At 59.6% G+C, this 13,585-nt stretch carries 13 protein-coding genes; 5 read left to right on the forward strand and 8 right to left on the reverse strand.

The genetic code is table 11. The features are described from left to right. Positions 1–95: 95 nt before the first annotated feature. The 3 genes from ABVT36_RS07460 to ABVT36_RS07470 all read right to left on the reverse strand — a co-directional run bounded on the left by ABVT36_RS07460 (position 96) and on the right by ABVT36_RS07470 (position 3,001). Positions 96–839, reverse strand: coding sequence for a YebC/PmpR family DNA-binding transcriptional regulator (locus tag ABVT36_RS07460; protein WP_368455993.1), 744 nt, complete (start codon positions 837–839; stop codon positions 96–98). Between the two features lie 49 nt (positions 840–888). Next, positions 889–2,667 carry an aspartate--tRNA ligase gene (gene aspS / locus ABVT36_RS07465; RefSeq protein ID WP_368455994.1) on the reverse strand — a complete coding sequence of 593 codons (1,779 nt, stop codon included), beginning with the start codon at positions 2,665–2,667 and terminating at the stop codon, positions 889–891. Positions 2,668–2,734: 67 nt separating this feature from the next. Further along, a complete protein-coding gene (locus tag ABVT36_RS07470) occupies positions 2,735–3,001 on the reverse strand; it encodes an FmdB family zinc ribbon protein (protein ID WP_368455995.1) in 267 nt (88 codons plus the stop codon). A 284-nt stretch (positions 3,002–3,285) separates the two neighbouring features. Between ABVT36_RS07470 and ABVT36_RS07475 the strand changes: the two genes are divergently transcribed. From ABVT36_RS07475 to ABVT36_RS07495, 5 genes are all read left to right on the forward strand, one after another. Beyond that, entirely contained in the window at positions 3,286–3,726 is a 441-nt protein-coding gene (locus tag ABVT36_RS07475) for an HU family DNA-binding protein (protein WP_367149218.1), read from the forward strand. A 162-nt stretch (positions 3,727–3,888) separates the two neighbouring features. Beyond that, a complete protein-coding gene (locus ABVT36_RS07480) occupies positions 3,889–5,622 on the forward strand; it encodes a proline--tRNA ligase (protein ID WP_368455996.1) in 1,734 nt (577 codons plus the stop codon). Positions 5,623–5,938: 316 nt separating this feature from the next. Next, positions 5,939–6,442 carry a lytic transglycosylase domain-containing protein gene (locus ABVT36_RS07485; RefSeq protein ID WP_367149279.1) on the forward strand — a complete coding sequence of 168 codons (504 nt, stop codon included), beginning with the start codon at positions 5,939–5,941 and terminating at the stop codon, positions 6,440–6,442. A 3-nt stretch (positions 6,443–6,445) separates the two neighbouring features. Next, positions 6,446–7,510: a helix-turn-helix domain-containing protein gene (locus ABVT36_RS07490; protein ID WP_368455997.1), complete on the forward strand. Its 1,065-nt coding sequence runs from the start codon at positions 6,446–6,448 to the stop codon at positions 7,508–7,510. 199 nt (positions 7,511–7,709) lie between these two features. Beyond that, on the forward strand, positions 7,710–8,513 hold the full coding sequence (locus tag ABVT36_RS07495; protein ID WP_368455998.1) for a sterol desaturase family protein: 804 nt from the start codon (positions 7,710–7,712) through the stop codon (positions 8,511–8,513). Here the strand turns inward: ABVT36_RS07495 and ABVT36_RS07500 are convergent. The 5 genes from ABVT36_RS07500 to ABVT36_RS07520 all read right to left on the reverse strand — a co-directional run bounded on the left by ABVT36_RS07500 (position 8,497) and on the right by ABVT36_RS07520 (position 13,560). Then, complete coding sequence (locus tag ABVT36_RS07500) at positions 8,497–8,826, reverse strand: hypothetical protein (RefSeq protein ID WP_368455999.1); 330 nt, start codon at positions 8,824–8,826, stop codon at positions 8,497–8,499. The genes ABVT36_RS07495 and ABVT36_RS07500 overlap by 17 nt on opposite strands. After that, the gene (locus tag ABVT36_RS07505; RefSeq protein ID WP_368456000.1) at positions 8,768–9,169 is read right to left on the reverse strand and encodes a DUF4345 family protein; all 402 of its coding nucleotides are present in this window, start codon (positions 9,167–9,169) and stop codon (positions 8,768–8,770) included. The genes ABVT36_RS07500 and ABVT36_RS07505 overlap by 59 nt, the downstream gene beginning before the upstream one ends. 226 nt (positions 9,170–9,395) lie before the next feature. Continuing rightward, on the reverse strand, positions 9,396–9,872 hold the full coding sequence (locus ABVT36_RS07510; RefSeq protein WP_367149212.1) for an Lrp/AsnC family transcriptional regulator: 477 nt from the start codon (positions 9,870–9,872) through the stop codon (positions 9,396–9,398). A gap of 109 nt (positions 9,873–9,981) precedes the next feature. After that, entirely contained in the window at positions 9,982–11,175 is a 1,194-nt protein-coding gene (locus ABVT36_RS07515) for a pyridoxal phosphate-dependent aminotransferase (RefSeq protein ID WP_368456001.1), read from the reverse strand. A gap of 210 nt (positions 11,176–11,385) precedes the next feature. Continuing rightward, positions 11,386–13,560: an autotransporter outer membrane beta-barrel domain-containing protein gene (locus ABVT36_RS07520; protein WP_368456002.1), complete on the reverse strand. Its 2,175-nt coding sequence runs from the start codon at positions 13,558–13,560 to the stop codon at positions 11,386–11,388. Positions 13,561–13,585 lie beyond the last annotated feature (25 nt).

Genomic DNA, 13,585 nt, shown 5'->3' on the forward strand with positions numbered 1-13,585 from the left:
AAGGCAAAGCAATACCGTCAAGGCAATTGTGCACAACTGCGGGACACGGGCACTACCCCGGCAGGGACGGCAGGGGGGAGAGGAAGCAGCCGGTATCAGGCCAGCTGTGCCATCACCTCGTCGGGGATATCGGCGTTAGTGTAGACATTCTGCACATCGTCCAGGTCTTCCAGCATATCCACCAGCGCCAGCACCTTCTCGGCACCTTCCCGGTCCAGTGGCACTGTAGTGGAGGGGACCATGGCGATTTCGGCTCCGGCGGGGGTAAAACCAGCCGCTGTCAGCGCATCCTTGACCGACAAATAGTCCTGGAATTCGGTGGTCACCTCCACACTGTTGTCGTCGTTGGCAACTATGTCGTCGGCGCCCGCCTCCAGGGCGGCTTCCATCAGGGCATCCTCATCGACGCCCGGCTGGTAGTAAATCTGCCCCTTGCGGGAAAAGAGATAGGCAACCGAACCATCGGTGCCCAGGTTGCCGCCGCGCTTGCTGAAGGCATGGCGCACTTCCGCCACGGTGCGCTTGCGGTTGTCGGTCAGGCACTCCACCAGTACCGCCACGCCACCGACGCCATACCCCTCATAGGTGACCGCCTCATAGTTTTCACCATCGCTGTTGCCAGCGCCGCGGGCTATGGCTTTGTCGATGGTATCGCGTTTCATATTGGCGCCCAGCGCCTTGTCGATAGTGGCCCGCAGAGCCGGATTGTCATCCGGGTTGGCACCGGCTTTGGCGGCTACCGTCAGTTCGCGAATAATCTTGGTGAAGACCTTGCCCCGCTTGGCGTCCTGAGCCGCCTTGCGGTGCTTGATGTTGGCCCATTTGCTGTGTCCCGCCATCTCTATCTCTCCGCTCTATCGCCTTTGCCACCGAAACCGGCCGGGGTATCTAACTGATCTGCTTTTCCTGCTGGCGCAGGCGGATATTCAGCTCGCGCAGCTGCTTCGCGTCCACCGCACCGGGGGCATCGGTCATGACACAGGCGGCACTCTGGGTTTTGGGGAAGGCGATCACGTCGCGAATGGAGTCGCTGCCGGTCATCAGCATCACCAGGCGATCGAGGCCAAAAGCCAGGCCGCCGTGGGGCGGCGCACCATATTTGAGCGCGTCCAGCAGGAAACCGAATTTTTCCCTCTGCTCCCCCGCGTCTATCCCGAGAATACGGAACACCGTCTGCTGCATGACCTGATCGTGGATACGGATGGAGCCCCCACCCAATTCGGTGCCGTTGAGCACCATATCGTAAGCCCGGGACAGTGCCGCGAGCGGGTTTTGCTCCAGCGCCTCCGGTGCACAGGACGGCGCCGTGAAAGGGTGGTGCAGCGAGGTGAGACTGCCGTCGTCGGCCTCTTCGAACATGGGGAAGTCCACCACCCACAGCGGCGCCCAGTCACAGGTGTACAGGTTCAGGTCCGCACCCAGCTTGCAGCGCAATGCACCCAGCGCCTCGGCGACTATCCTGCCCTTGTCGGCGCCGAAAAAAATCAGGTCGCCGTTTTCCGCCGCCACCCGCTCGACAATCGCCGCACGGGTCCGGTTGGGCAGGAACTTGACGATGGGCGACTGCAGGCCATTCTCCAGGTCGGACTTGTCATTGACCTTGATATAAGCCAGGCCTTTGGCACCGTAGATGCCGACAAACTTGCCGTAGTCGTCTATCTGCTTGCGGGTCAGTTTGTGGTTGCCCCCCGGCACTTTCAGCGCGGCGACACGCCCCTTGGGATCGTTGGCCGGGCCGGAGAACACCTTGAAGTCCACCTCCCGCATCAGGTCCTTGATTTCCACCATCTCCAGCGGGATACGCAGATCCGGCTTGTCGGAGCCGAAACGCTCCATGGCTTCGCCATAAGACATGCGCGGAAAATCCCCGAGCTCCACGCCCTTCAGCTCCTGAAACAGCTGGCGCACCATGCCCTCCGTAATGGACATGATATCGCCCTCTTCCAGAAACGAGGTCTCTATATCGATCTGCGTGAACTCAGGCTGGCGGTCCGCACGCAGGTCCTCGTCGCGGAAGCACTTTGCTATCTGGTAGTAGCGATCGAAGCCGGACACCATCAGCAGCTGCTTAAACAGTTGTGGCGACTGCGGCAGGGCGAAAAATTTGCCCTCGTGGGTACGGCTGGGTACCAGGTAATCCCGCGCACCCTCGGGCGTGGCCCGGGTCAGAATCGGGGTTTCGATATCCAGGAAGCCTTCGCCATCGAGGTAATTGCGAATGGCGGTGGTGAGCCGGGAGCGAAAGCGCAGGTTGTGCTGCATCTCATTGCGGCGCAGATCCAGGTAGCGGTACTTGAGCCGCACGTCCTCGCCCACCGCCGTGTATTCGTCCAGCTGGAAAGGTACCGGTTCAGCGAGACTGAGAATTTCCAGCTGGGTACCATAGACCTCCACCTCGCCGGTCGCCATGCCCGGATTGACGGTGGCCTCCGAGCGCGCACGCACACGGCCACTGACCTTGAGCACATACTCGGCACGCACCCGGTCGGCGCGCTCGAAGTGTTCGCCCACATCCGGATCGAACACCACCTGGACAATCCCGTCGCGGTCGCGCAGATCGATAAAAATCACTCCGCCGTGGTCGCGGCGGCGGTCCACCCAACCACACAGGGTAACTTCGCGGTCTATGTCCGCAGCTCGAAGGGTGCCACAGTAGTCACTGCGCATGAATACAATCCCCGTTGCCGATAGTCATTCTTCCGGATCGGCGCCAGCCGTCCAATTTTTGTCCAGTTCAGCCCGTTTCCGTCGCGGAGCCGGAACTGGCTTCCGACTTGGCCGCCGGCTTAGCCGTGTCCCCAGCCAGATTTTTCTTGTTTCCGGCCTTGAAGTCGGTCTCGTACCAACCACTGCCCTTGAGGCGAAAGCCCACTGCGGAAATCTTCTTGCGCAGCCGCGGCTGTTCACAGGAGGGACAGCTGGTCAATGGAGCATCACTCATTCGCTGCAATGCCTCCATCTGGTGACCGCAGGCTTCGCACTGGTATTCGTAGATCGGCATGAAGCAACACCTGGTACTTCTTGGGGGGCGCAGATTATACATGAGCGCCCCCCCGGGAAGAAGCCGCGCCAGCACCGGGGAAACCCGGCCCGCCGGCCCGGGAGGGGCCACCGGCTGAGATACGGTTCAAAAAGCACTATTTTTCCTGTTTTTTCGCGTGCGGGAGAAAAAAAACTATATATACTTCCCCTCAGTACCGGGTGCCTGCCCCGCTTCTTGGCGGACAACACCGCAAGCGTACGAACTCACTTTCATTGGAACAACATCATTAGAAGGAAGCTACCATGAACGCACGTAAAACTGCAGCTAAGAAAGCTACCGCCAAAAAGACCAGAAAGACCGCTGCGAAGAAGGCTCCGGCAAAGAAAGCAGCAAAGAAAGCCGCTCCGGCAAAGGTCAAGAAAGTGACCGCAGTCAGAGAGAAATATACCAAGACCCAGATACTGAACCAGATAGCCACGAATACCGACCTCAGCCGCAAACAGGTCCAGTCCGTGATGGACGAATTGACCGACATCATTGAGGGCCACATCAAGAAGCGTGCTGTGGGGGAGTTCGCCCTGCCCGGTCTGATGAAAATCACCACTGTCAAAAAGCCAGCCAAGAAGGCGCGCAAGGGCATCAACCCCTTCACCGGCGAGGAGACCATGTTCAAGGCCAAGCCGGCCAGCATTCAAGTGAAGATTCGTCCGCTGAAGAAAATGAAGGAGATGGCCGAGTCCTGATCCCTCCGCCAGCCTCCACCGACCCCGCTCCGGCGGGGTTTTTCATGCTGCGACACCCCCGGGCCGCCACCGTATATCAATGGCGGGCGCCAGCCCTACCAACAAGCCGCGTCATCGACGTAAAATGTCGCCCCCACAAAGCAATATAAGCAGAAACCCTCTATGCGCGCATCCCGCTATCTGGTCGCCACCCAGAAAGAAACCCCTAATGACGCCAAGGTCATCAGCCACCAGTTGATGCTGCGCGCGGGCATGATCCGCCGCCTGGCTTCCGGTCTCTATACCTGGCTGCCCACAGGTTTGCGGGTCTTGCGCAAAGTTGAACGTATAGTCCGGGAAGAGATGGATCGGGCCGGTGCACTGGAAGTACTGATGCCGGTGGTGCAGCCGGCGGAACTGTGGGAGGAGTCCGGCCGCTGGCAGGAGTACGGCCCGGAATTGCTGCGGCTGCAGGACCGGCATCACAACCCCTTCTGCCTAGGACCGACCCACGAGGAAGTGATCACCGACCTGATCCGCAACGAAATCAGCAGCTACAAGCAGCTGCCGGTGAACTTCTACCAGATCCAAACCAAGTTCCGCGACGAGATCCGTCCCCGCTTCGGTGTTATGCGCGCACGGGAGTTCACCATGAAGGACGCCTACTCCTTCCACTTGGGCGGCGACTCGCTACAGGAAACCTACGATGCGATGCACCAGGCCTATTGCCGCATCTTCGACCGCATCGGCCTGGACTATCGCCCGGTACTGGCCGATACCGGTTCCATTGGCGGCTCCCGGTCACACGAGTTCCAGGTCCTGGCAGCGAGTGGGGAAGACGATATCGCCTTCTCCAGCGAGTCCCGCTACGCCGCCAACGTGGAGCTGGCGGAAGCCCTGGCGCCACAGGGCGAGCGCCCGCAAGCGAGCAGGGACATGCAGGAGGTACATACTCCGGGGCAGAAAACTATCGCCGCTGTGAGCGAATTCCTGCACGCCGACCCCGCGCAGTCGGTGAAGACACTGATTGTGCTGGGTGCAACGGAGGAGGGACAGACACCGCCCCTAGTGGCCCTAGTGCTGCGCGGCGATCACGAACTCAACGAACTGAAGGCGGAAAAGCTGGCCGGCATCGCCAGCCCGCTGCAATTTGCCGCGGAGGAGCGCATCGTCGCCGAGCTGGGTTGTGGTATCGGTTCCCTGGGACCGGTGGAACTGCAAATTGAAACCATCGTCGACCGGTCTGCCGCCCACCTGGGAGACTTTATCTGTGGTGCCAACCGGGATGACTACCACCTGACCGGGGTCAACTGGGACCGCGACGTCAAGCTGCAGCGGGTGGAGGATCTCCGCAATGTGGTAGCCGGCGATACCAGCCCGGATGGCAGCGGCACCCTGGAGATCAAGCGGGGTATCGAAGTGGGCCACATTTTCCAGCTGGGCGAAAAGTACAGCCGGGCCATGAACGCCACTGTGCTGGACGAAAATGGCAAGGAACAGGTGATGACTATGGGCTGCTACGGCATCGGGATCTCCCGTATAGTGGCCGCCGCCATCGAACAGAACCACGACGACTCCGGGATTCTCTGGCCGCAAGCCATAGCCCCCTTCCAACTGGCGATTGTACCGATCAATATGCACAAGAGTGACCTGGTACGGGAAAAATGCGAACACCTCTACCAGTCGCTGCGGGACAGGGGTATCGATGTGCTGTTTATGGACGAGCCCCGGGCGCGTCTGGGCGCTATGCTGGCGGACGTGGAGCTGCTGGGCATACCTCACCGAATCGTGGTCGGTGATCGCGGACTGGAAAAAGGTGTGGTTGAATACAAGGGCCGCCGGGATGCGGAGAGCCAGGATTTTGCCGAGTCGCAGCTGGAGCAGATACTGGTGGAAAAAATACTCGGCGACCAATAACCCCAGTACCCAAAGGGCAACGGGGACCGTCTGGCGCAACAAGGGCGCAACTGCTTGATTTGTCGTGGCGGGTTTGCGGAAAGTCGGGGAGGTTTTTTTCAACTACCTGCTAATGGATTGACGCCGGGCGCGCCGGGCGGAGGTCAATCCGAGCCGTTCAAGCGCAAACGGTCTCACATGGTCGCGCAGGATTTTGGGGACGACGACCTTTTGGTGGAGCGCCATCAATTGGATTGGTTACTAACCTGGACTGATAATGATTAGAAACTGCCTGTCCATGGTGCTGGTTTTTTTCTGCACTCACAGCCTGGCGCAGATGCAGATACCGGATATCGATCCGGAGCAGCGGCGCGCTTTGCGGGCGGCCATCTCCCAGGCCAACAGCTTTACCGATCGCTTCGATGCCGAGGTCTGGCTGCTGGCCAAGTCACAGCCCCTCACCCGCTATATCAAGGACCCGGACGAGCGCATGCAGATCCTCAAGGCGGTACATCGCGAAGCCACTCTGGCGGGGCTGCAACCGGAAATCGTACTGGCGGTCATCCAGATCGAAAGTGCCTTCAATCCCTACGCCGTATCCCGCGTGGGGGCCCAGGGCATGATGCAGGTGATGCCGTTCTGGAAAAACGAGATCGGTAGCCCCAGTGACAATCTGATCGATATGGATACCAACCTGCGCTACGGCTGCACCATCCTCAAACACTATATCGGCAAGGCCAAAGGCAACCTCGCCAATGCGCTGGCCTACTACAACGGCAGCTATGGCCGCCACACCTACAGCCGTAAAGTACTCGATGCCTGGGCGACCCGCTGGAGGTGAGGTTTGCACGACAGTTATGTGTTTTTTACTGGAACGGCCTGCGGCCTCCTTCTTCTGGCCGCTGCCAAACTGACCATTTCGAATCGCCAGCAGTCCGCCGGCCGCTGGCTGATCGTAGTGCTCACCGGGACCTTCTGCTACCTGTTGCGCCCACTGCTGCCCCCGCAGCAGGGCGTTATGGCACTGCTGTTGGATTTACCCATCACGCTGGTACCGGCGGCCTTCTGGCTGTTCGCGCACCACTTGTGCAGTGACAGCGAGGGATTCCCCCACTGGGGTTGGCTGCTGGTCGCGCTGTCGGTGGCGGTCGACGTCCCCGCCGGCCATATGCCACTGCAGGCGTTATCCCCACTACAGGACACTCTGTATATCCTGTCCCAGCCGATGAAGCTGGGATTGGTGGCCGCGGGCCTGGTGACCCTGTTACGGCACTTTCAGTCCGACCTGGTGGAGGCCCGCAGAAACCTGCGTGCGGCGCTGCTGACGGCCATCGGCAGTTATATGCTGATCGTGATCTGTGCCGAGTTTTTGTTTTCCTACCAGCCCATGCCCGCGGAAGTTCCAATTCTGCACGCGGTGCTCGCCAGCCTATTGTGCTTTGCCGCCTGCCTGTGGCTGTTGGCACTGTCCCCGGCCGCACTGACGGAGTCGCTGCCCAACAATGAAAATTCCGCCAACACCAAGCGGGAGATACCCGTGGCCAGCGAGCCATTGGACCCGCAGCAGACCCAGCTGCTGCAGCGCCTGCAGAGCCACATGAGTGACGGCGGCTATAGGCGTACCGGACTCACTATCCGCGAGCTGGCGGAACTGCTGGATGCCCGCGAGCATGTGCTGCGCGCTCTGATCAACCGGCACCTGGGTTATCGAAATTTCAACGAGTACCTGAACCAGTTCCGTATCGACGAGGCCAGCACCCGCCTGGCGGACCCTGACCAGGCACACCTGCCGGTGCTCACCATCGCCCTGGATACCGGTTACCGGTCACTGAGCCCGTTCAACGCGGCCTTCAAGCGCCGCCACGACCTGACCCCGACGGAATTCCGCCGCCAGCAGTTGACTGACTGACCGGAGTAGCGGGCTTTTCGCTCCTATTTATACCTGTTTTCGGAATTCGTCAGCCGTTTTTTTGCTTTCCGCAAGCGAAGCACACCCCTCTCCCGCACACTCAGTTGGCCAAAGTGCACCAGGGGGTCGCATTGATTCGGTACCGGCGACACCATTGACCGACAATGAACGGATGCGGCAACCCGCAAAAGGTAAATCTATGGAATTTCTATCGGGACTGGGGGGCGACTGGGCCTTCTACTATAAGAATGGCCTGTTTCGCTATCTGCTCGCCACGACCACTGTCAGTCTCGCGGTGGGTTTCCTGTTTCGACGTTGGATGGATAGCCGCCGACTGCAAAATCGCCGCGCCGGCTGGAACGATATCCGGCGGGAAATCAGCTTTTCAATGCTGACCCTGGTTGTCTTCGCCACTGTCGGCCTGATTACGGGAATTCTGGCCGACTGGGGCGTGGTGAAGCTGTATCACGACTGGAGCACAGTTCCCATGTGGTGGAATCTGCTCAGCCTGCCGGTAGTGATAGTGGTGCACGATGCCTATTTTTACTGGACCCACCGGGCCATGCACCACCCAAAGCTGTTCCGGCATTTTCACCGGCTGCACCACCTGTCCCGCACACCAACACCCTGGGCCGCCTATAGCTTTTCCGTCGGCGAAGCGGCCCTGATGGCTGTATTCTCGCCCTTGATTATGATGCTGATACCCCTGCACCCGCTGATCTGGCTGGCGTTTATATTCATTATGATCTTCCGCAATGCCATGCTGCACGCCGGCTGTGAATTCCATCCCCGCGGCTGGGTCGATGGGCCGCTGGATATCCTCACCACAACCACCCATCACGATCTGCATCACCAGAAGTTCCAAGGCAACTACGGCTTTTACTTCACTTTCTGGGACCGGCTGATGGGCACAGAATTCAAGCACTACAAGGACGAGTTCAGGCGCGCCACCGCTGGAGCACAACCCTCTCGCCAGGCCGGCGAGGTCAGTGCCAGTATCTGAATTGCGGCTGATCGGCAGAAATCCGCAACACCTTGCGCGGTCCGGCAACGGCTCCGCGCTTTTTTTTCATTTCGCTAGCAGGCTGTTGAAATTCGAAGAATTTCGACGCCTGGTACCGGAACATGGATGTTCCGGCAAAATCGGCGATGCCCAAGTCGTTGATTTTGGGAGAAAAATGAAAATTACATTTTTCGCTTTTCGCGTTTTGAAACAGGCAGGATGCCTTTTTCAACAACCTGCTGGGGAAGGCTTTTTCAGCAACCTGCCAGCCCGCGGCCTCGCTCTTGCCAATAGCAGGCAGCACCCCAGACAAGCAGCACCAATTCCGCGGCCAGGAAGAAGAAGTTGCGCCAGTCGAAACCGCTGTGGGCCAGTATGCCCACAAGGCGACCACCGCTGAAACCCACATAGGACAGAGTGATCAGGAAATATGCCATGGCCCTGCGGCGGTGGAGAAACAGTGACAGCGCGATCAGGCAGGCGATCACCAGCATCAGCCCGCCATAGGTGGCCAGCAGTTCCGGTACCGCCGAAGGTGTCAACAGGGCAAAGTCGATAGTGCGGGCAAATGCTTCGGGATTGACGAATGCCATAGCGCTGATGGTGGCGAACACCAGGGCATTCAGGCCGAGATAAATAGGTCCACTTTGCTTCACGTTGTCTTCCTCCTTGTCACTGCGACTCAAGTGGGGTTAGTGCCACGACCTCGCTTTCGGGTCAATGGCTGGGCTTTCGCTTGCGGGACCTTTACCGGGAATTGCCCCACACCCCTGGGCTGATGGTCAGCCGGGGGTAATGGGACTCAGCGGGTGCGGTCTACGGCCCGTCCATAGAGCGACTGGTTGCGCGCAATCCGACCCTGGTGATAAAAACGCTTTGCATTCAATCCTGGAATAACAGTTCCAGTGGATAACCGGCGAATGGCTTGGTTTTCTCGATCACCAGGTGCGAGGTCATGCGGGAAATCGCCGCTTCCTCGTCCGCCAGTAGCTGTTCCGACACACGATTGAAATCGGCAGCATCGGGGCATACAAACCGCAACATGTAGTCGAACTCGCCGGACATTTTCACGCAGGAGACAATCTGCGGAATGCTGTCGATGGTACGGCGAAAGCTTTCACTGGTACGTGCATCCTGCCGCTTCAGTGCTACATTGACGTAAAATTCAGCATGCCGGACCTTGTCCAGATTTACCTCGGCCTGAAATTCACGAATATAACGCTCGCTGGTCAGCCGTTTTACCCGCGCCAGGCATGCGCTCTCCGACAGCCCGATTTTTTCGCTGAGGTTGAGATTACTGATGCGCGCATTGGTCTGCAGAGCTTGCAGAATTTTGAGGTTGTGCCGATCTATTTTCACTTTACCGTCGTTCTGTGTCCACAGAGGGCGCCAAGGATACCGGCATTCGCGTCAATCCGAAACACAGAGCAAAAGGCGGGGCCCTGCCCGCCGTAGAGAAAGGCAGGGTTCAGCCAGCCCGGCGGCTGCCGCTGGTTACGAAACGCTCTATACGATCCAGCGCGCGGCGGATATCCTTCTCCTCCGCAGCCAGGGTCAGGCGCACGTGATTGGCGGCGCTGGCACCGAAGGGGGCACCCGGCAACACCGATACGCGTTCGGCATCCAGCAAGGATTCGGCAAATGCCTGGCCAGAATCGGCCACGGCGGAGACATCCACCATCACAAACATACCCGCCTCCGGCGAGTAACAGCTCAGGGATGGAATCCGGGAGATCCGCTCCACGATGATATCGCGACGGCTGCGGTAGGCGTCCCGCATCTGGCGGACGAAATAGGCGTCGAACTCCAACGCAAAGGCCGCGGCCTCCTGAACAAACTGTGGACACCCGAAAATAGTGGCCCCGGCAAACTGGGTCAGCCTCTCCACCAGTGGCCCTTTCGCCACAGCCCAGCCCAGGCGCCAGCCACTCATGGCGTGTGATTTACTCAACCCGTCGATCACCACTACATTGTCCAAATTCTCCGCCGCGGTGCGCAGGGAAGTATGGTGCCGGGCAAATGTGATCATGGAGTACATTTCATCACTCACCAGCCACACACCCCGCTCCAGGCAGTAGGCGGCCAGTTCCCGCAGCTGTTCGGGGGTAGCCATGGCCCCGGTCGGGTTTACCGGTGTATTGATCATCACCGCACGGGTCTCATCGGTAATCGCGCGCTTGATGGCCCCGGTGTCAAAAGCGAAATTAGTTTCCGCCGGGCAACTCACCTTCCTCACGTCGAGGCGCAGAGCATTGCAGATGGGCACATAACCGATATACATGGGCTCGGGAATTACGATCTGCTCGCCTGGGTTCAACAGGCAGGCCAGCACCCCATAGATGGCATTAGTACCACCGGGGAATACTACCACGTCGTCCGGGCTGCAGGGGTGGGGAGATACCCTGGTTTCGATATCGGCGATGGCGCGGCGCAGTACCGGCTCACCAGCCGCGGGGGAATAGTGGGTCCGCCCTACCCCCAGCCGCGCCCGGGCGAAATCCAGAATAGGTTCCGGGGTATCGAAGTTGGGATCACCAACACAGAGGAAAACCACATCCTCACCCTTGCCCGCCAGCTCGTGAGCCCGGTCACTGACAGCCCAAACATCGGCTTCCGCCTGATTGAGAGCGTCACTCTGGTTACTGAATCTGGGGGTGTACATTGGTGCTGTCCGGTTGTCACTTTGATACACATACGTTAACAACCAGAGAGGTAATTGACGGCGCGAAAAACCGGTTCTTTGCGCATTACCCGGTCAATTTCACCAGCTGCACCGCAGAAAATTCTGTGATCGTCGACGCCCTGTCGACACACTCACCCCCTGCCGGAGTGGTTCCTTAAAAAAGCAGGGCGCCATAACGGCGCCCTGTTCTCAGAAGCGATAATTGATGTTTAGGCCGCCCACGGTATCTTCCGACCCCACCAAAATATTGCCACTCAACTGGAACTGGTCAGTGAGGTTGAGCCCCACCAGTGCGCCCACGCCGTTCTGAAAAAAGCCCTCCTTGCGACTGTCGTAACCGGCTAGAAAAGCGCTGTTGCCCCGAATCGATTTGAGGCCGATACCCACTGTATCGGTATTGTCGCCATCGGCAGCTTCCAGCCACACTTCACCAAACCAGCGCCAGTCGAGATCCTTGGGCGCATTGTAGAAAAAGCCGGCGCGATAGCGATAGTAATCCCGGCTCTGGTGACGCACACGCAGACCCACCGGGTCCAGGGTTTCCCCATTGCTGCCGATTACAGTGAGATCGCGGTTGGTGTCCTCGCTGAAGGCGTCCACATCCACCTGGCTCAAGGAAACCGCAACAAAGGGACCTATCTGGCAGGGCAGCGCCGGCACAGAGTCAAAGCCCGCACGCACAAACAAGGCCGAGGCATCCCCATCGGTATCCCCCTGTATGCGGGTGGAAAACGTATCGCCGAGGCGGATGCGCCGGTCCACTTCGTCGTAGTCGATATCGCTATAGGTAAGGCCGCCATCGATAAAGAAACGCTGGTTGTTCCAGCGGGCTATCCAACTCAGGTTCAGGTTGTCCGCCTCCAGAGACAGGTGCCTGGGTTTGTAGTCGGTAGTGCCGTAAGAAAGGGCCAATGCCCACTCGAAATGATCCCCGGAGGCCACACTGAAACCGATCAGGCCATCCCAGGCATTGTCGTCGTCATTGGGGGCCGGGCCCTGCCCCAGGTCCGTGCGCTGCCAGGCGCCGCCCAAAAAGACCGTGGTAGCGGGTTCGCGAAAACGCTGCGCCACCAGGTGGTGATCGATGTTGGACTGGTGCGCACGCAGATTCTGGTAGCCCAGATCCGGCAGCATGCCGAGGCCGACCGGGGCGTTCAGAACCGAGAAATAGTAATCCCCCAGCACACGCTGGGCCGCCAGCGTTGGGTGAACACCGTCGTTGAAATACAGCTGGTTCGCATTGGGCGCGCTGCCACCCTCACTGTATACCGGGTCCGGATTGGCGCAGGCCCCCGCCGCATAGCAGGTGGCGGCCTGATTGATATCGGCAAAACCGAACAGGCCCGGCCGCTCCAGCGCCAGGGCAGCTATGCCTTCGCTGTCGAGGATGAGCACATTGCCAACCAGATTGATCTGGCGCCGCAGGGAGGCATTGTAGAGCTGGGTGCCGATACTGGCGGCGCTGACCGCCGCTGGTCCCAGGTCGTTCATCAGCGGTGTACTGCCGACCCCGGGCACGTTGGATACCACCACAAAGCGGGCACCAGCGGCCCTGAGTTCGGCCGCCGCACCGGCCAGAAAACCGGCCGCACGCTCCATGCTGGCCGGCGAAATGGTACCGGCCAGAACACCGGAGATAATATCGTTGCCCCCGCCGTTCAGATAATAAAGCTGGTCGCCCGCTATTGCATTTTGCGGCAGGAAACCCTGGCCGGTGGCGAAGGGGACACCGGTGAGGGTGATATTGTTGTTGGGGTCGTCCACCAGCGCCTGTAACGCCGCCGGGTTGCCGAAAGCTGCAACCACCTGCGCCGTCTCGGCGGGGCTGAGATAGGGGCTCTCACCTGCGGCGGGGTCGCAGATGCCGTCCGGGCCACAGCGGCTGGAGTCCGGCAGGATAATACTGAGCTCATTGTGGTCCGCCACTGTAGTGTTGGGGAACAGCTCCCGGAAGCGTTGCGGCCCCACCAGCGCCAACAACACGTCCGCCGACCGGTTTCCGCCCACCGCCCAGTTGCTGCCATTGGTCAACACCGAGTTGACTATCTGCGCCACCTGCTGCTCCGGTGTGCCCGGCGCCGGTGCACAGGGAATAGCGCCACCGAAGGCGGGGCCGAGACCGAAACAGGAGGGTATCAGCATCGGCAGGCCAAACCTTTGCGCGGTAAAGCTGATCGCCGGCTGCCGGGGAATCACCCCGTCGGGGTCGGCACTGGTAAACACACCCGCATTGCCACTGTCGGACAGACTGTCTCCAAACACGACGAAACCGCGATACAGGTCCGAGGTGATATCGTCTGCGTGGCTGACGGAAACAATGGCAAGTGCCAGAACAAAAATAAGAGATCGGGGAAATATCGCCATGCTGCACTCCGTTGACTGGGCTGCG

It is taken from the genome of Microbulbifer sp. TYP-18 (assembly GCF_040932045.1).
Taxonomy (GTDB): domain Bacteria; phylum Pseudomonadota; class Gammaproteobacteria; order Pseudomonadales; family Cellvibrionaceae; genus Microbulbifer.